Source organism: Vibrio sp. A1-b2, assembly GCF_021726015.1.
Classification (GTDB): Bacteria; Pseudomonadota; Gammaproteobacteria; order Enterobacterales; family Vibrionaceae; genus Vibrio; species Vibrio diazotrophicus.
This window is the reverse complement of sequence record NZ_JAKKCI010000002.1, coordinates 210281-229290: the sequence shown is the minus strand read 5'-3', so window position 1 is coordinate 229290 and position 19010 is coordinate 210281. Positions and strand designations below refer to the sequence as shown.

Annotated in this window: 17 protein-coding genes and 1 pseudogene; 15 read left to right on the top strand and 3 right to left on the bottom strand. The window is 44.4% G+C overall.

All coding sequences use genetic code 11. The annotated features are described in order from the left end of the window. The first annotated feature begins 25 nt into the window (after window positions 1–25). Window positions 26–1498: an NAD(P)H-hydrate dehydratase gene (locus tag L3V23_RS05840; RefSeq protein WP_102965821.1), complete on the top strand. Its 1473-nt coding sequence runs from the start codon at window positions 26–28 to the stop codon at window positions 1496–1498. 26 nt (window positions 1499–1524) lie between these two features. On the opposite strand, the gene L3V23_RS05835 is transcribed toward L3V23_RS05840, so the two are convergent. Further along, complete coding sequence (locus L3V23_RS05835) at window positions 1525–2079, bottom strand: outer membrane beta-barrel protein (RefSeq protein ID WP_042481111.1); 555 nt, start codon at window positions 2077–2079, stop codon at window positions 1525–1527. A 571-nt stretch (window positions 2080–2650) separates the two neighbouring features. Here L3V23_RS05835 and L3V23_RS05830 point away from each other — a divergent pair. From L3V23_RS05830 to L3V23_RS05820, 3 genes are all read left to right on the top strand, one after another. Next, a complete protein-coding gene (locus L3V23_RS05830) occupies window positions 2651–3694 on the top strand; it encodes a GMP reductase (RefSeq protein ID WP_102965822.1) in 1044 nt (347 codons plus the stop codon). A gap of 556 nt (window positions 3695–4250) precedes the next feature. Continuing rightward, window positions 4251–5435 carry a maltose/maltodextrin ABC transporter substrate-binding protein MalE gene (malE, locus tag L3V23_RS05825; RefSeq protein WP_102965823.1) on the top strand — a complete coding sequence of 395 codons (1185 nt, stop codon included), beginning with the start codon at window positions 4251–4253 and terminating at the stop codon, window positions 5433–5435. A gap of 81 nt (window positions 5436–5516) precedes the next feature. Then, window positions 5517–6974 carry a glycoside hydrolase family 32 protein gene (locus L3V23_RS05820; RefSeq protein ID WP_102965824.1) on the top strand — a complete coding sequence of 486 codons (1458 nt, stop codon included), beginning with the start codon at window positions 5517–5519 and terminating at the stop codon, window positions 6972–6974. A 2-nt stretch (window positions 6975–6976) separates the two neighbouring features. Here L3V23_RS05820 and L3V23_RS05815 read toward each other — a convergent pair whose 3' ends face one another. Then, complete coding sequence (locus tag L3V23_RS05815) at window positions 6977–7915, bottom strand: LysR family transcriptional regulator (protein ID WP_102953572.1); 939 nt, start codon at window positions 7913–7915, stop codon at window positions 6977–6979. Window positions 7916–8150: 235 nt separating this feature from the next. Between L3V23_RS05815 and rutR the strand changes: the two genes are divergently transcribed. The 10 genes and pseudogenes from rutR to ribB all read left to right on the top strand — a co-directional run. Then, the gene (gene rutR, locus L3V23_RS05810) at window positions 8151–8834 is read left to right on the top strand and encodes an HTH-type transcriptional regulator RutR (RefSeq protein WP_102965825.1); all 684 of its coding nucleotides are present in this window, start codon (window positions 8151–8153) and stop codon (window positions 8832–8834) included. A gap of 364 nt (window positions 8835–9198) precedes the next feature. Further along, a complete protein-coding gene (gene rutA, locus L3V23_RS05805) occupies window positions 9199–10290 on the top strand; it encodes a pyrimidine utilization protein A (RefSeq protein WP_102965826.1) in 1092 nt (363 codons plus the stop codon). Then, on the top strand, window positions 10287–11015 hold the full coding sequence (gene rutB, locus L3V23_RS05800; RefSeq protein ID WP_042481036.1) for a pyrimidine utilization protein B: 729 nt from the start codon (window positions 10287–10289) through the stop codon (window positions 11013–11015). Before rutA ends, rutB begins: the two co-directional genes overlap by 4 nt. A 14-nt stretch (window positions 11016–11029) precedes the next feature. Then, complete coding sequence (gene rutC / locus L3V23_RS05795) at window positions 11030–11419, top strand: pyrimidine utilization protein C (protein ID WP_102965827.1); 390 nt, start codon at window positions 11030–11032, stop codon at window positions 11417–11419. Window positions 11420–11457: 38 nt separating this feature from the next. After that, window positions 11458–12234: a pyrimidine utilization protein D gene (gene rutD / locus L3V23_RS05790; RefSeq protein WP_237292030.1), complete on the top strand. Its 777-nt coding sequence runs from the start codon at window positions 11458–11460 to the stop codon at window positions 12232–12234. A gap of 12 nt (window positions 12235–12246) precedes the next feature. Then, the gene (locus tag L3V23_RS05785; protein ID WP_237292029.1) at window positions 12247–12837 is read left to right on the top strand and encodes a malonic semialdehyde reductase; all 591 of its coding nucleotides are present in this window, start codon (window positions 12247–12249) and stop codon (window positions 12835–12837) included. After that, window positions 12830–13387 (top strand): flavin reductase, encoded by a 558-nt coding sequence (locus tag L3V23_RS05780; protein ID WP_102965830.1) that lies wholly within the window; start codon window positions 12830–12832, stop codon window positions 13385–13387. Before L3V23_RS05785 ends, L3V23_RS05780 begins: the two co-directional genes overlap by 8 nt. A gap of 368 nt (window positions 13388–13755) precedes the next feature. Then, window positions 13756–15237: an NCS1 family nucleobase:cation symporter-1 gene (locus tag L3V23_RS05775; RefSeq protein ID WP_102965831.1), complete on the top strand. Its 1482-nt coding sequence runs from the start codon at window positions 13756–13758 to the stop codon at window positions 15235–15237. Window positions 15238–15309: 72 nt separating this feature from the next. Then, entirely contained in the window at window positions 15310–16071 is a 762-nt protein-coding gene (locus tag L3V23_RS05770) for an SDR family NAD(P)-dependent oxidoreductase (RefSeq protein WP_102965832.1), read from the top strand. Window positions 16072–16119: 48 nt separating this feature from the next. Then, window positions 16120–16716: pseudogene (gene ribB / locus L3V23_RS05765) on the top strand (3,4-dihydroxy-2-butanone-4-phosphate synthase); the annotation flags it as partial. Between the two features lie 95 nt (window positions 16717–16811). Here the strand turns inward: ribB and L3V23_RS05760 are convergent. Beyond that, window positions 16812–17723: a ZIP family metal transporter gene (locus tag L3V23_RS05760; RefSeq protein WP_102964559.1), complete on the bottom strand. Its 912-nt coding sequence runs from the start codon at window positions 17721–17723 to the stop codon at window positions 16812–16814. A 216-nt stretch (window positions 17724–17939) separates the two neighbouring features. Here L3V23_RS05760 and L3V23_RS05755 point away from each other — a divergent pair, with 216 nt between their 5' ends. Then, the gene (locus tag L3V23_RS05755; protein WP_102965834.1) at window positions 17940–18995 is read left to right on the top strand and encodes a beta-propeller fold lactonase family protein; all 1056 of its coding nucleotides are present in this window, start codon (window positions 17940–17942) and stop codon (window positions 18993–18995) included. Window positions 18996–19010 lie beyond the last annotated feature (15 nt).

Sequence of the window (19010 nt, the reverse complement as noted above, 5' to 3'; positions counted from 1 at the left end):
ATTGGGGGAGCAGAGAGGGATTACTATGCCTATACCCAGCGTTTTTTACACAGCCCAACAAGTAAAACAAGGCGAAGTTCTAGCTGCAAAATCAACGGGATTAGAAATGTTCAGTTTGATGGAAAGAGCAGGACAAGCAGCCTTTACAATCGCCTTCGCTCAATACCCAGGGACGCATCATTGGCTTGTATGCTGTGGCGGTGGTAATAACGGTGGTGACGGTTACATCGTTGCCTGCTTGGCTAAGTCGATGGGCGTTCATGTGACTGTGTGGCAGCATGGTGATCCTGAAAATCTTAAAGGGGATGCGCTTTCTGCTTATTATCATTGGTTGGATCACGGTGGTGAAGTTTATCCTTTTGATGACGTGATTCCCGATGATGTTGATCTCATCATTGACGGATTATTAGGGACGGGTTTATCCGGCACGGTTCGTGAGCGAATCTATGATCTTATTCAATTGATCAACGCAACTAACGTTCCCGTCGTCGCTATAGACGTTCCTTCAGGGCTATGTGCCAATACTGGTGCGGTTCTTGGCATCGCAGTAAAAGCTAATCACACCATTAGTTTTATTGGTCTCAAACAAGGCCTAGTCACGGGGCAGGCTCGTAACTACGTGGGACAGTTACATTTTGCGGGATTAGGTGTCGAAGAAAGTTTTGAACAGCAAAACACACCTACATTAAGATCAATCTCTCCAAAATCCATCAAATCGATATTGGCTCAAAGAGAAGCGTGTGCTCACAAAGGTTTGTACGGCAAAGGTCTGCTTATCGGTGGTAATGAAGGGATGGGCGGAGCAATGATTTTAGCCGCTCAAGCTTGCGCCAGAGTGGGGTGCGGTTTAACAGCTTCACTGCTTCATTCCTCAAATGTTTCCTCGATTTTGGTATCAGTACCTGAAGTGATGAGCGCGGGTTGGGATGATGAGCAGCGAATTCAACAGCGGATTGAATGGAGCAACGTTGTTGCTATTGGTCCCGGACTCGGAAGAGACTCAAAGTCAGAGCGACTCTTCTGTCAAATACAGGATCTATCAATAAACAAAGTGGTTGATGCTGATGCTCTGTACTTTCTCGCGAAGAATCCCAATTTTGACGCCAACCGAATTATTACTCCTCATCCTGCGGAAGCTGCGAGGCTGCTTGGTGTGGAAATTGCCATTGTTGAAGCAGACCGATTCAAAGCCATAAAAGAGTTACAGAAGAAGTTTGGCGGTGTTGTGGTACTGAAAGGTGCGGGAACATTAGTCAGTGATGGCAACGAAATATACGTGTGTTTGGCAGGTAATCCGGGTATGGCGAGCGGCGGTATGGGAGATGTGTTAACGGGCGTGATTACCTCACTTCTCGCTCAAGGTTTAAGCTGTTTCGAAGCGGCAAAACTGGGTGTTATTATTCACAGCAAAGCGGCGGATCTCAACGCCAAAGAAAAAGGCGAACGAGGTATGTTAGCCAGCGATTTACTTAGCCATTTACGTAGCTTAGTGAATTGATTTACTCAGTCATTCAATAACTTGGCTTACAAACTAAATTTCGCGCCCAGAGTAAACGAAGTCGCTGAATATTCGTTCTGTAAGTCTTGATACTTGAGTTCGACACTCAGTTCTAGTTTCTCAACATACATAGGCTGAATTTTAGCGCCGATGCCTATGTATGGATTAATACCTGAATGATCTTGACTGGTTTCTGGCACAACACTGGTATTCGTTTCTTCTACGTTTGTTTGCCCAACACCACCTCTTGCATACACACTGGTGAAGCTATTGATGGGTTGCTCTATCGTTGCACCCGCAAAAAAACTACGGTACTTAACCTGTTGTGAATCGCCGTTTTTGTCATAAAACGTCGCACCATCAGACATGGTATCGGTATAGCCGAAATCAACCCCAACAAAGGGAGACAAAAAGTAGCTGTAACCAAGGGTTGTTGTCCAAGCACTTTCTGTAGAATTGCTGTTATCGATGTAGTTAAAGCCGCTATCGGCGTAAAACTGATGCCTGCTCTCTGCTGCTAGAGTTGGTAAAGCCAAAAACAAAAAGATTAAACCAACACAAGTTTGTCCTAAATATTTCATCTTTGTTCTCCATTGCCATCTGAAGATGCACTGGTGTCTTATAGAATTTTGACACTCTGTCTTGTTCGTTTTAATAACTCGGTTTCTTTTAAATATAAGCAAGTTATGAACCGCTAATTGTTTTTATCTCTAGCGTAAGCAAAAAGCTGTGATCAGACGTTGATTGAGTGAAAAATGAACGAAAGTTAAGGTGTGGAATTTTCAAGTTAAGGTGATTTAGTTCACGTTATTCGAATGACGTACTGCTGTTAAGCCAATAACTAATCGTTTGCCAAGCGACGTTAATTTGACCGCTCAATGCTAATCTATTGATATTTAAGTTATTGTTGATTTTTGACTCTAAAGAGAAGGATTATCAGGGCAGGGGATATGAAATCTTCGACAGGGTAACACAAAAAAAATGCAAATATCAGACTTGCCGGAAAGAAATCACAACCTATAATGCTGAAAACCGGAGCGTCTGCCAACGCTCCGGTTTTTTTGTGTCCGAAAAGTGACTACGTCTGCCAACGTGTTCACTACGCACTCTGCAAAAGAGACACAAACTGTGAATTAATCAAGGAATTACACAATGCGTATCGAACAAGAACTTAAGTTAGGTTTCAAAGATGTACTGTTTCGCCCGAAACGTTCAACCCTAAAAAGCCGTTCTCAAGTAAATTTAACCCGCGAGTTTACCTTCAAGCATAGTGGTCGTCAATGGTCTGGAGTACCTGTTATTGCTGCAAACATGGACTCTGTAGGCAGCTTTAAAATGGCGGAAGCACTCGCTAAACACAACGTGATGACAGCTATTCATAAACACTACAGTGTTGAGCAATGGGCTGAGTTTGTTCAAAACGCTGAAGCTCAAACGTTGAGAAACGTGATGGTATCAACGGGCACATCGGATAATGACTTCCAAAAAACGAAAGACATTATGGCGATGAGTGAAGAGATTATTTTCATCTGTATTGACATCGCAAACGGCTACTCAGAACACCTTGTTGATTACGTTCAAAAAGTACGTGAAGCATTTCCAAGCAAAGTGATTGTTGCTGGTAACGTAGTGACTGGCGACATGGTTGAAGAACTGATTCTTGCTGGTGCGGATATCGTAAAAGTAGGGATTGGACCGGGTTCTGTATGTACAACACGTGTGAAAACCGGTGTTGGTTACCCTCAACTGTCTGCAATCATTGAATGTGCTGATGCAGCTCACGGCCTAGGTGGTCGCATCATTGGTGATGGCGGCTGCACATGTCCGGGTGATGTGGCAAAAGCGTTTGGTGGCGGTGCAGACTTCGTCATGCTTGGCGGTATGTTAGCGGGCCACGAAGAAGCGGGCGGTGAGCTCGTTGAGAAGAACGGTGAAACTTACATGAAGTTCTATGGAATGTCTTCTAAGAGCGCGATGGACAAGCACTCTGGCGGTGTTGCGGGCTACCGTGCAGCTGAAGGAAAAACCGTATTAATCCCATTCCGCGGTCCGGTTGAAAACACCATTCAAGATGTCCTTGGTGGCGTACGTTCAACCTGTACATACGTAGGTGCAGCCTCGCTTAAAGAGCTAACTAAGCGTACAACTTTCATCCGCGTACAAGAGCAAGAGAACAACGTTTACGGTAAAGAGTAAACTTCCAACTCTTCGGAAAAATTGAGTTATTGAGAGCCGCTTTTTGCGGCTCTTTTTTTGCCCGAAAAACACAAAGTGGCGATGAAGTGGCGACAGAGGTTTTTTGGGAATATTTCGGCTACACATTAGCCGATGCAGGGATATATCACTGAATAGTTTCAGTGAAGAGTATTCATGTTTTTGGATAATCGTATGTCCTAAAGAAAAGAATCCATATTTAGAACGAGCTTTAACTTTCCTTCAAGGAACAGTTGGCAATAACTTCATGTGGATACACTGCTACATCGTAATAGCAGGCCTACATTTTGATAAACGATTCACGCTTTTTAGATTGAACTTCTCCCATTTATGTAAGAGTACTTTATCAATGATCACGAATTTTGGGTTTGATATAGAATTTTTCTATGGAAGTGCTGGTAAATATGCATTTCATCCTCGTGAGTAGATTTCTTATTATGGACGGGAAATGACGGTTGGCTGTTTCACATACAAGTAACAGTGGTCTTAAAACCGAATTTTTTGCATACCGATAATATACGTGAAATGGAATCCAATGATGAAGAAGACAAACTTGAGCATGATTGCGCTAAGCACCTTTGCAGCAATCAGTCCTATTAACTCTTTTGCAGCGATTGAAGAGGGGCAGTTAACAATCTGGATGAGCGGTGACAAAGGCTACAAGGGAATGGCTGAAGTCGCTAAACGCTTTGAGGCAGATACGGGTATTCCGGTTACAGTTGCTCATCCTGGCTCTTTGCAGGATATTTTCCCTCAAACCGCAGCTCTAGGGGATGGCCCTGATATCATGTTGTTTGCCCATGACCGATTTGGTGGATACGCTGAAGCTGGTCTTCTAGTCGAGATAAAACCTTCAAAAACCACCAAAGACGGTATCGTTGATTTTGCGTGGGATGCGGTAGATTACAAAGGAAAAATTATCGGTTATCCAATCGCGATTGAATCGTTATCTCTTATCTACAACAAAGACTTACTCCCTAATCCCCCAAAAAACTGGGAAGAAATTGAAGCTCTAGATAAGCAACTGCAAAAGGATGGCAAGAAAGCCATTATGTGGAACCTGAAAGAGCCGTATTTCACCTGGCCTTTGATGGCAGCAAATGGTGGTTATGCGTTTAAAAAAACTGCCTTAGGGTATGACATTAAGGATGCCGGTGTAGCGAATACGGGGACAAAAGAGGCGATGTCACTGGTGAAAAGCTTCGTCAGTAAAGGGGTCATTTCCTCAGATATGGACTACTCCGTATCAGATGCTGAATTTAACCAGGGTCGTGTTGCTATGACGATCAACGGTCCTTGGTCTTGGGCAAATATGGACAAGTCAGGGGTAAACTACGGTGTAACGAAGTTACTTAAGTTTAATGGTCAAGATTCCAAACCTTTTGTAGGTGTTCTAGCGGCAGGTATTAGTACTGCTTCTCCCAATCAGGATCTAGCAATTGAATTTTTGGAAAACTACCTACTAACCAACGAAGGTTTGCGTACCGTTAACAACGATTCGGCTTTGGGTGCAGTTGCTCTGAAGTCATTTCAGCAAGAACTTGAAGAAGATCAGCGTATAGCCGCGACCATGGATAATGCAATTAATGGCGAAATTATGCCAAATATCCCAGAGATGAATGGGTTCTGGGGGGCGGTTAAGAATGCCATTGTTAATATTGTTGATGACCGTCAAACTGTAGACGCTGCTCTTGAAGATGCCAAAAAGCAAATGATCAAATAATCAACGTTCTTTCATTTATCCACTAGCTTTAGCCCGCAATTTTCTTTGCGGGCCAATTTTTATTGGTTTAAGGATACCTCGATGAGAACTCTAACCAGCGATAGTTATCGCCCTAAATTCCACTTTACACCGCCTTTCGGTTGGTTGAATGACCCCAATGGCCTAGTTTGTATTAATGATGAATATCATCTCTTTTATCAGTATCACCCTTTTGACACAGTGTGGGGACCCATGCACTGGGGACATGCAGTATCTAAAGATTTTATAAATTGGATTCATATGCCAGTTGCTTTAAAACCGGATAGGTCTGGTGCCTGCTTCTCAGGTAGTGCTGTTGTTGACTGGAAAAACTCAAGCGGCTTCTTTGATGCGCAGAATACTCAACCAGGTGTTGTTGCATTTTATACCGCAAATTTTCAGCCCAAAGACGGCTCACCTTGGATTCAGAGCCAACATGTTGCAGTCAGCCGTGACGGTGGCAAAAGTTGGAGCAAGGAGGAAAACAGCCTTGTATTAGAGAATCCCGGGCTACTTGATTTTCGAGATCCTAAAGTGTTTCGCCATGATGAGTCAGATGCTTGGGTCATGGTCGTTTCAGAAGGGCAGGATATTGGCTTTTATCGCTCACCAGACATGAAAAATTGGAAGAAATCCAGTGTGTTTGGTGCCTCATCTGGAGCTCATGACGAGAGTGCTCTTGAATGTCCTGATCTATTTCCGCTTACATTTGAAAACAAAACGTATTGGGTATTGGTTGCCGGAGTGCAGCATTGCGGACCTACTGGCGGAACTGGTACTCAGTATTTTGTAGGTACCTTCGATGGCTATCAATTTGTGAATGTAAACGCCACTGAAGTTGTCCTGTGGTTGGATCATGGCCGTGATTTCTACGCAGCACAAAGTTGGTCTGATGTCGCGGATGGTCGACGTATCGCTATCTCTTGGATGAGCAATAATCTATACGCTGACAGTACTCCTACCTCCCACTGGCGAGGAGCGATGAGTGTTCCGAGAGAACTAGAGTTAACGAACCAAGAAGATGGGCTACGCTTGGTTAGCAAGCTCCCTCATCAGTGGCTAGATGCACAATCTTCGGATATTGAAAGTAATATTTTATTAAGTGAAGGCAATGAGTTACACCTATCAAGTGATTTTCAAGTCGGTATCACTAGATTCTCGTTGTCACTTCATGTCGGTAGTGAGATTGAATATTATCCTTTTGGAAATGACGCTATCTGCTATGCATTTTCCCGAAGTGAGTCCGGGTTAACCGTGACGACCAAACGAAATATTCTAGATATGAACGGAAGCTATAAGTACGAGAGTCATTTCGCTTTTGAGAGTGAACTAAAATTACCGGACCGAGAACTCATTGATTTGGTGCATGTATCCGATGCTTGTTCCAGTGAAATGCAGTTGTTCGATGGCTTGTATTCTTTCACGAACCTAGCGTTTTGCCCAGAGCCGTTATCACCAAGATTGGCGTGCACTAAAGGCTCAGCAACAGTTACTGAAAGTAGTTTTCAGCAGGTAACTTAGAACTAGTTTGCAGCTTTAAGATAACCAAATTTTTCATCAATATAATGATTTATCAGCGCCACGAGCTCGCATATATGATTATCTTCACTGGACTCTCTAAGCAGGTAGATACCGAAGGATGCTTTTGAGTACGTTTCATTCAATGGTAATGGGACTAACCCAAAATCAGAAAAATAGTCCGCCATGACTTCAGGAAAAGGCAGCAGTGCGTTGCTGTCTTTGACTAGGTCCATACTGACACTGAGTGAATTGCTGGCATAGATTATTTTTTCAGTCAGTTGATGTATGGAGCGGTACAGTTTGATCTCTTGAGGATCTTCTATCAGATGTTGATATCGGTCCTCGCTCGGTTTCACTTCCAATGTAGGGAATTCGACGAGATCTTGAAGAGTGCAACTTTCTTTGTAGGTCAGTGGATGCTCTTTGCGAACAAAAACACTGTTTTCGGTCATACGCAACGGGAGAAATTTCACTTCTGCCTTTCGGCTTAACCCCGTAATTTCATGCCCAATGAATAAATCGATATCACCGCTCAGCAACAAGTCCATCTGTGGTAAATGGTTTCCCACATCAATCGTAATATTGGCTCCGGGGTGTTTTTGACGGTAATCTTTTACGGCTTCTCGAAGGAAAAGGTGCCACCAAGCATGGCCGGTACCAACTTTCAGCTCTCGTTCCTGACGTTTGTTAATATGGGCCAGCTTACTCAGAGTGTTGTCATAAAGGCGCTGCATGATTCGAGTTTGTTCAAGCAGTAACTCGCCACTCTCTGTTAACGTGATACCTTTTGATGAACGGTTGAACAGTACAATATCAAGTTCGGCTTCCAGCTTCTTCATATTGTGGGTGAGTGTGGGCTGACTGATGCAGAGTTTTTTTGCAGCATGACTGACATTCTTACACGAGGCCACTTCCATATATTGACGCCAAATTCTGTCCATGATTTTCGCTATGTTCTGATATTTGTTTTTACATAATAGATGCAAAAAATAGCATTTCTGTCGATAGTACGCACCCTCTATTATTACGGCTTTAAAGTTGGCTGTTTAAGGGGGGGATGTAGTTTGTGGATTCTTGAATACGTGATTTTACGTATACATATCCAAAACACATTTCGATTTGAAGATGCTAGTATGGCTCTCATTGAGCAGTATTGAGTAGGTGTCAGGAAGACGTATGGCTAAAGCAGGTATATCGCTAAAAGGGACGAAGGTAAGCACGTTAAAGAAAAGTCGCTCAACGGTAGAACCCGGAGTTCGTAGACGAAAGAAGTTTGACGACAAAAGACAGTTTATTCTTGAAACGGCGCTGGCTGTGTTTTCACAATATGGATTTCACGGAACAACGATTGAACAGATCGCCAATAGTGCTGATATCTCTAAAACCAATCTGTTTTACTACTTCAAAAGTAAAGAAGAGCTTTACTTAACCATCTTGGAGAACATCCTTAACGACTGGCTTGCACCGATTGCTGGCTTTGACGAAGTGGATGAACCGAAAACCGCGATAGAAAACTATATCCGCCTTAAGTTGGAACTCTCTAGAGACCAGCCACAAGCTTCGCGTCTGTTCTGCTTGGAGATCATTCAAGGCGCGCCGATTCTTAAAGGCTACTTAAATGGTGATTTGAAAAACATCATTGAAGAGAAATCTAAAGTCATCGAACGTTGGATAAGCCAAGGCAAAATTAAGCCTGTCGATCCAACACAATTGATTTTTACTATTTGGTCGACCACACAGCACTATGCTGATTTTAGTGTTCAGGTTAAGGCGATTACAGGTAAAGATCTGACTAATAAGAAATTTTTTGAAGATACTTGCCAGTCTATCCAAAATATTATCTTTAATGGTATTGCTTAACTCTTAAGTAAGCGCTTTTTATACCTACTGTTTCAGCTTTGAGAGGTCACCAAAAGGGTGACCTTTTTCTTTCCTTGTTCCTTTCCTTTTATCTGTCATTTCACCCCTCATCTGTGCTTATAAATCTACTCGTTTAGCTACAAGTTCTCGTTTGCTTTTGTGTGCGTGTTGAGTGTTTTTTGTGCACTTGATTAGTGCTTTTGCACCATTCCAGATGTTTCAAAACAGACCAGATGGTCTGGTTTTTGAGTATAAATAACGTTAACTAATTGTTAATAAAGGTAAATAAATTGTTGGCATAAACTTTGATTTAGATCAATGCGAGGAAGTAAATGTATGCATGGTTAATTACAAGGAGTTTTATATGCAGATTGGTGTTTTCATTCCTATTGGAAATAACGGCTGGTTGATCTCGGAAAATGCACCTCAATACATGCCGACTTTTGATCTGAACAAAGAGATTGTGTTGAGAGCAGAACATTACGGATTAGATTTTGCTCTGTCGATGATCAAGCTACGCGGTTTTGGCGGCAAAACAGAGTTCTGGGAACACAACCTAGAGTCATTCAGTTTAATGGCGGGCCTTGCGGCGGTAACGTCTAAAATTCAGTTGTTCGCGACATCAGCAACTTTAACCTTGCCGCCGGCGATTGTTGCTCGTATGGCTTCTACCATTGATTCGATCTCCCATGGTCGTTTTGGCGTTAACTTGGTGACAGGTTGGCAAAAGCCGGAATACACGCAAATGGGCTTGTGGCCGGGCGATGAGTTTTTCTCTTCTCGATATGATTACCTTTCTGAATATGCACAAGTTCTTCGCGATTTATGGGATACCGGATCTTCGGATTTCAAAGGTGACTATTTCACTATGGAAGACTGCCGCGTAAGCCCTAAACCTCAGGAAAAAATGAAGATCATCTGTGCTGGTTCCAGTGATGCGGGCATGGAATTCTCGGCCAAATATGCCGATCACAACTTCATTTTTGGTAAGGGTGTCAACACGCCCAAAGCGTTCGCTCCGCAAGCGAGTCGTCTGCTTGAAGCAACTGAAAAAACCGGTCGTGAAGTGAGTTCTTTTGTTCTGTTTATGATCATTGCTGACGAAACAGATGAAGCCGCGCGTGCGAAATGGGAACACTACAAAGCTGGGAAAGATGACGCAGCGTTGGAGTGGCTGGGCGTTCAAGCTGCGCAGGATACCAAATCTGGTAGCGATACTAACGTGCGCCAAATGTCGGACCCGACTTCAGCGGTCAATATCAACATGGGGACTTTAGTTGGTTCTTACGAAACCGTTGCCCGTTTGCTGGACGAAGTGGATGAAGTGGAAGGCACGGGCGGTGTATTACTGACTTTCGATGAGTTTGTTGAAGGGGTAACTGCGTTTGGCGAACGAATTCAGCCACTGATGAAAACGCGCCAACACATCTCGGTTCAAGGAGAGTACGCAGCATGATCAAGCAGTCTATTTCTGGCTACTCTCTGAACACGGGTGAATCTGCGCAGGTAATACTCAACACCGAGCCTGAAAAACTTGCCATCAAACCGAGTGAAACCGCTCTGATAGTGGTGGATATGCAGAACGCATATGCAAGCAAAGAAGGCTATTTGGATTTAGCGGGCTTTGATGTTTCTGGTACGGGTTCTGTTATTGAAAACATTAATAAAGCCATTGATGTCTCGCGCAAAGCGGGAATCCAAATAGTATTTCTACAAAACGGTTGGGACAGCAATTACGTCGAAGCGGGTGGTGAAGGCTCGCCAAACTGGCATAAGTCGAATGCTTTGAAAACCATGCGTAAGCAGCCAGAACTTTCTGGCCGCTTCCTGTCAAAGGGTGGCTGGGATTACGAACTTGTCGACGAAATCAAACCGCAGCAACAAGACTGGATTATTCCTAAAACTCGCTACAGCGGTTTCTTCAATACCAATTTAGACACCATGTTGCGTTCACGCGGCATTCGTAATCTCGTCTTTACCGGCATAGCTACCAACGTCTGCGTTGAATCGACATTACGTGATGGTTTTCATCTTGAATATTTTGGTGTCGCGCTTTCAGATGCCACTCATCAGGCTGGCCCGAGGTCGGCGCAGGATGCCGCGTTACTCAATATTCAAACCTTTTTTGGCTGGGTGACGACAGTGGAAGATTATTCAAACGCTTTGGTAAATGTTGGCTAAATAAGGAGATTACTATGCCTAAACAAACCGTACTTCCTGCAGGAACAGGAAAACCGCTTGCCCCTTATGTGCCAGGTTCTATGGCAGATGGAGTGTTGTATGTTTCCGGAACACTGCCTTTTGACAGTGAAAATAACGTGGTTTTTCCGGGAGATGCAGCAGCGCAAGCTCGTCACGTGCTCAGCACCATTCGCAGTGTTGTTGAAGAAGCTGGCGGCACAATGGATGACGTGACCTTCAACATGATCATGATTAAAAACTGGGCGGACTACGCTGCGATTAACGCTGTGTATGCGGATTTCTTTCCGGGTGATAAACCGGCTCGCTACTGCATTCAATGTGGCTTAGTGAAAGAAGAAGCGTTGATCGAAATTGCGTCTATTGCACACGTTGGTAAAGCCTGAGTTGCTTTGACTCAACGCTTTAAAAGGTAGAGCAGCACATGTATTACGAAATTCATGACGATGGTCAGGGAAATAAAGAGACGGTGATTCTCTCCTCTGGTTTGGGTGGTTCGCACAGCTATTGGCATCATCAGTTACCACAGTTGAAAAGTCGCTTTCGAGTGATTGTGTATGACCACTTGGGTACAGGGCAAAGCCAAGGCGATATTCCGCAAGGTTACAGCATCGCGGACATGGCACGTGAAGTGGTGGTGTTACTGGATCAAACAGATAGCGAACGTGTTCATTTTATTGGTCACGCGCTCGGTGGTTTGGTGGGGTTACAACTGGCGGTTGAGTTTCCAAACAGAGTTTCAAGTCTGTTGCTGATCAACGCTTGGGATAAAACCGATGAACACACCAAGTTGTGCTTTGAAATCCGAAAATCGCTGCTGCGAAATTCTGGTATAGAGATGTTTTTCAAGGCGCAGCCACTGTTTTTGTATCCTGCGGAATGGATGAAGAATAATGCTGCTTTGTTGAAGGAAGAAGCGGATAAGGTTCTTTCTTCGCCTTTCAATCAAGACAACTTACTGAGAAGAATCGCGGCGGTAGAAAGTTTCGATATCTCTGAAAATATTGATTCGATACGTTGTGTTACAGGTGTTATCGCAAGCTGTGATGATTTACTGGTGCCATATTCCTGCTCAGAAACGTTACATAAAAAACTCAGCCACTCTTCGTTTTATTTATTAGATAAAGGGGGACACGCCTGTAATGTCTCCGACCCTGTGACGTTTAATAAAACGATGCTTGATTTTTACAACGAGATTTAAGGAGAAATCTGAATGAACGAGACGATGGATTCGTCAGCGTTAAAGCAACTGTTTACAGAAGCGAGAACGCACAACGGCTGGTTGGATAAGAAAGTCAGCCAAGCGCAGATTGAACAGTTGTATCAACTGACCAGCTTAGGGCCGACGTCGGCAAACTGCTCTCCTGCACGCTTTGTTTTTATTAGCTCTGAAGAAGGAAAGCAACGTTTAGCCCCGACACTGTCGAGCGGCAATTTAGAAAAGACCATGACCGCACCCTTGACGGTATTAGTGGCTTATGACCGCAAGTTTTACGACGCTTTACCAACACTTTTCCCTCATGGTGATGCTAAAAGCTGGTTTACCTCAAGTGAGGCACTGGCATCTGAAACTGCGATGAGAAACAGCTCTATGCAGGCGGCTTATATGATTATGGCGGCGAGGGCTATGGGACTCGATACGGGGCCACTTTCGGGATTTGATGCAGCAGCGGTGGATGAAGCGTTTTTTTCAGGTACAAGCTGGAACGTCAACTTAATCATCAATATTGGCTATGGAGACGCTTCTAAGTTGTATGGTCGTCTACCTCGCTTAGCGTTAGAAGAGGCGTCTTTGTATGTCTAATTTGGCTATCAATATTCCATTTGCGTTAGCAAACGAAAATGAACTCAGCTTTACCCCATTTGCTGACACTGACGACAAAGGTGTAAAGCTTTACCGCGATGGCATGTCTGGGCTTGGTGCTTCAGTGAATGTTATTACCACTATGGTAGATGGCAAACCTGCGGGGTTCACTGCAACCGCAGTCACCAGTGTGACTGATGCTCCGCCAACGTTATTGGTGTGCTTAAACCGCTCGTCTTCAGTGTTCTCCGTGTTTGATAAAGCAGAGTATCTGTGCGTAAACACACTGGCAGCAGGCCAAGAAACGGTATCGGGTGTGTTCGCCAGCAAACTCAACCAAGCTGAACGTTTTGATTCTGTGGAATGGCAGCAGTTTGTCACAGGTTCGCCAGCGTTAAATGCGGCATCAACCGTGTTTGACTGTCGCATTGCTTCACGCACATCGGTAGGCACTCATGATGTCTTTTTCTGTGAAGTGCTCGGAGTTGGTCAAACGGAACAAGCGTCGAATCTTGTCTATTTCAATCGTAAGTATCACAGCCTTGTTTAACAGGATTACTTAAATAAACGACTTAGGGTAGGAGCTCAGCAATGACGATGTCTATGGATACGTATTATCTATACGGATTTTGTTTTAACGATATACCCTTCCTACTTGAAGCTGCAGCGGTGTTGGCTACGTTCGTTCGCCCCAATCACATAGTTATCTATGCTCATGGGGGTTCACTCACTTGCCGCCTACCTGCAACTCCAAGTAGTTTGGGTATATGAACATTCAGTAACAGTGATTTTTATCTTCACGTTTCGTGTTTTCCAGAATTAAACGAGTGGTTTAGTGGTTCATTTGATTTATTTGGATAGGTAGCAACATAAAGCCGAAGGGAAATAATCAATCTCAATTAGGAAGAGGGGATTCAAATGAAAACGGAAATGAAGCAAGTGGGGGATTTCTACGAATTAGAAGTCGGTGAAGACCTCATCTCTAGCAAAAATTTCAACAGTGATTTGGCACCAACCAAAATCAAAGAACGTACATGGAACAAGTTCAACATCGCGGCTTTGTGGGTCGGCATTTCGATTTGTGTGCCGACGTATACTTTGGGCGGCATATTAACCAACTACTTTGGTTTATCTGTGGTTGAGGCACTACTCACCATTCTTATTGCGAACATTATTGTATTGGTGCCTCTAACGTTGAATGCCTTCGCAGGGACGAAATATGGCTTGCCGTTCCCTGTCGTACTTCGTTCGTCGTTCGGCATCATGGGATCCAACGTTCCCTGTGTGATTCGTGGTTTTGTCGCTTGCGGCTGGTTTGGTATTCAAACCATGTTTGGTGGTTTAGCTATTCATTTGTTCTTATCTGAAGTGTCATCAGGATGGGCATCTTTAGGTGGCGTAGGTGAAGTGATTGGCTTCTTTATTTTCTGGGCACTGAACATTGGTGTTGTGCTTAAAGGGGCAAACTTCATCAAGTGGCTGGAAACATTGTCAGCACCGCTATTGCTGATTGTGTCGCTTGGACTGCTATTTTGGGCAAGTGATAAAGTTTCATACACAGAATTGCTTTCGACACCTGCCAATCGTCCTGAAGGTGAAGGTTTCGCGAAGTACTTTATGTCTGGTTTGACCGCAATGGTGGGTTTCTGGGCAACATTGTCACTGAACATTCCAGATTTCAGCCGTTACGCAAAATCGCAGAAAGATCAGGTAGTAGGGCAAATCATGGGGCTTCCGCTTACCATGTTCTTGTTTGCTTCACTTGGTGTGGTAATGACGGCCGCTTCTGAAACTATGTTTGGTCAAACCATCTCAGACCCAATTACGCTGATTGGTCAGATCGACAGCCCATTTCTAGTGGCAGTAGCTATGGTGATGATTGTGATTGCAACGCTATCAACCAATACCGCTGCAAACATTGTTTCTCCAACTAACGACTTCCAAAACATTTCACCTCAACATATCGACCATACCAGAGGCGTACTGCTTACGGGTGCAATCGGTATTTTGTTGATGGGGTGGGAGCTATTGAAAAAAGTTGGCTGGGTCGAATCCGATCTGAGCGTAGAAGCCTATATTTCTAACTGGCTATTAGGTTACTCAAGTCTGCTTGGTCCAATTGCTGGCATCATGATTGTGGATTATTTCCTAATTAAGAAGCAGAAGTTAGATGTGTTGGCGCTGTACAAGGAAGATGCCTATCCGGCGTTTAACTGGGCTGGCTTCATTGCGCTACTCATCCCTGTTAGTTTCACTATGATGGCGATTTTCTTCAATGTGATGACTTGGTTCTATGACTATGGCTGGTTTACAGGTGCTTTCAGTGGTGCCATTTTGTACTACGTTATTTGTAAGTTCACACCTCAGTTGGTGATGAAAACTGAGCTGGAAAAAGCGTAAACCATTGTTCGAAGGGTGTGGGGGCATTCCCTATACCCTTAATTCACTCAAGATTTAAGGGATAAAATTGATATGGGTAAAGTGGTATTTATTACTGGAGCAACGTCGGGTTTTGGACGAGCAGCCGCGCGGAAATTTGCTTCTGAGGGCTGGGCGTTAGTCATTACCGGCAGACGTGAAGAGCGTTTGAAAGAGCTGGCGGAAGAGTTGTCTGAAATCGTTCCAGTACACTACCAAACACTCGATGTGCGCAGTAAAGAAGAAGTCGACGCTCTGGTTAAGTCGTTACCCGAATCTTTCAAACAAATCACCTGCTTGGTGAATAATGCGGGGCTTGCTTTATCTCCGAACCCTGCTCAAACCGTGGATATCCAAGACTGGCACACCATGATTGATACCAACGTAACGGGGTTAGTGAATGTGACTCATGCGCTGCTTCCAACATTGATTGAAGTGGGCAAAGGCGCGTCGATTATTAATGTCGGTTCAATCGCTGGTCAGTGGCCTTATCCGGGTAGTCATGTTTACGGCGCAACAAAAGCGTTTGTGAAACAGTTCAGTTATAACTTGCGTTGTGACCTTTTAGGCACTGGTGTGCGAGTTACAGATCTCGCTCCGGGAATTGCGGAAACGGAATTCACTTTGGTCAGAACCAAAGGCGATCAAGCGGCATCGGATGCGCTTTATGCAGGCACTCAAGCTTTAACGGCGGAAGATATTGCAGACACCATGTTCTACTTAGCGACACTTCCTGCACATATGTGCTTCAACCGCCTTGAAGTGATGCCAACGGCACAGGCGTGGAACCCTTTCGCTATTCATCGAGAAAGCTGATTTATCATCGACAGATTCAAATAGGCGAATTTTTAAAAGGAATTAAAAATGGAACTGAGTGCAATTGAAGAGATTATTGAAGACATCCGTTTAGGAAAAATGGTGATCTTAATGGACGATGAAAACAGGGAAAATGAAGGCGATATTATTGTCGCGGCTGACAAAATAACGCCTGAAATCGTTAACTTTATGGTCACTGAAGCTCGTGGTCTGCTCTGTCTGACGATTACTGAACAGATAGCGCAACAGCTTGAGTTGCCTTTGATGGTCAAAAACAATACCGAGCAGTTTGGTACCAACTTTACGGTTTCAATTGAAGCAGCCAAAGGTGTGACAACAGGAATCTCAGTGCATGACAGAGTTGTCACGATTAAGACCGCAGTCTCTGCAAATGCCACACCCAAAGATGTGGTTTCACCAGGCCATGTCTTTCCTGTTGTCGCGCGCGAAGGCGGAGTATTAGTTCGTCCCGGTCATACCGAAGCAGGATGTGATTTAGCCCCTCTCGCGGGGCTAACCCCTTCTTGTGCGATCATCGAAGTCTTGAATACGGACGGAACCATGGCTCGCCGACCAGACTTAGAAGTATTCTCCAAAAAACACAAGATCAAATTGGGTACTATTGCCGACTTAATCGCTTATCGACTAAAACAAGAAATACCGCAGGAGCTTGTTGCTTAGCGTTAACTATTTGGAAGGATTAGGAACCACGGTGTTGTGATTCCTAAATAAAACGATGCTCAGCCAAGAGTGGTATCTAATACCATCATCAAAGCAAAACCTAACATTAAACCAATGGTCGCTAAGGTTTGATGACCGTTGCGGTGTGTGTCGGGAATTACTTCATGTGACACTACGAACAACATTGCACCGCCAGCTAAGCCGAGCCCGATAGGGTAAGCGATCATTAATCCGCCAGCTAAACTCACTCCGAGCAAAGCGCCAATCGGTTCCAGTAAGCCAGTTAGTGCGGCGACTAAAACCGATAATCTTGCATTGAATCCTGCGGCTCTCAGAGTCACAGCCACGGCTAAACCCTCGGGAATGTCTTGCAAAGCAATGGCTGTGGTCAGTGGAATTCCTACGGAAAGATCGCCCTGCGCATAACCGACGCCGATCGCCATCCCTTCAGGGAAGTTGTGCAGCGCTATGGCAAATACAAATAGCCAAGCGCGGCTGCATCTGTCGTGTCCCGGGCCACAAGGTCCTGTTTCCAAATGTTCATGGGGTGTGAAAGCATCCAGTCCGAGCATTAGTGCTACACCGATAGCCATGCCGAGGATAACGATCATGCCACCAAGAAATCCGTTATCAAAAAACGCTGTGCCTGCTTCTATCCCGGGCAATAAAAGTGAGAAAGCAGAAGCGGCGAGCATCATGCCTGCGGCAAAGCCAAGCATGCAGTCAGAAAGCTTTTGCGGAATATCTCGAATGAAGAGGGCAGGTAAGGTGCCAGATGCCGTGGCGAGAAAAGCAATACCGCCACCAACCAGCGCATATTGCGCGTTTAGTTGTCTTTCACCGGTTAAGGCGTGGAAAAGGAAAAAGGCGATTAAAAGCAAAGAGACAATCAATCCACCCGCCATTATTGGGTGTTGGTTTGAGTGTCCTCTTAACACTTCAACCCATGACTGTTCTTGAGTGTGGTTCATAGAGTCAATCCTAGAGATTATTTATAGAAATATACGGTTGTTTCCTGCTCACATGTACCTTTACCCAATGTCGTAAATCTACCGAGTGGCAAATTTCGACTTTATCCAGCTCTTTTAACTGGGATATAGTGGTAACCCATACGGTTTACGTTGCTTCCATAAATCGAGTAGTCTGGGTTTATCTTCTTATTATTTAACGCTTAATTAGGGCTAATAATGACACAGTTTGTTTATTTGTCTAACGCATTATCAGGGACAATTTCTCGCTATAAACTCCATCAGGGCGAGCTTACATTGCTAGGAGAAACAGAAGTAGGTTACATGGTAATGCCAATGGCGGTAAGCCCTTGTCAGAATTACCTTTATGCGGCCATTCATAGCGAACCGTTTCACTTAAAACAGTTGAGAATTGATCCGCAGACGGGCGATTTAACTCTTGAAGGTGAAACGCCAGTTAATGAGGGGCTTGTCAGTTTAACTACCGACAAAAACAACCAGTGGTTGTTAGCATCATCGTTCGATCAACATAATGTTGTCGCCAAACCTATGACTGAAACTGGGCACTTTACCGACAAAACGGTAACGATTCAGCACAGCAGCGCTTGCCATACTTGTCTCTTCAGCCCTGATGATAAATGGATGGTAGCGACAGAATTCGGAGTAGACAAAATACTGGTTTACCCGCGACCAAACTCAGAGGGAATGGTTGATAAGCCTGTAGCGAGTTATCAGTTTGCCAAGGACGCTGGCCCAAGACACATTGCGTTTTCGCCGTGTGGATCATTCCTCTATGTAGTGACGGAAATGGACGCGACAGTGGTGACGTTAACGTTTGATTCTGAAACTGGCCAGTTGGAATTCGTTGCAGAATCACCAGCGATACCAAGAGAAGCGTTAGGGCTGGAACGAGGCCTTCCGCCAGCACAAAAAGTGGCCAATGATGTTCCAAGAGTTTGGGCTGCAGATATTCATATCACACGCAATGGTCGGTTCATTTATGTGTCAGAGCGGACACTAAGTGTGATTACATGCCTTGAAGTAGATAAAGACACGCATATTCCTTATTACCGACATCACCATCAGGTTGAGAAGCAACCGCGCAGTTTTATCATCTCACCAGATGATCAATACATTTTAGCCAGTGGCGAATTGGCAGATGAACTGGGTGCTTACTCAATAGATGCAAATACAGGGCAATTATCCAAAGTATCTGCTGCGCCATGTGGTGAAGGTGCTGGCTGGGTTTCGATGACGGATTACAGCTTGTCTTAGTTCACACTTTGAGGC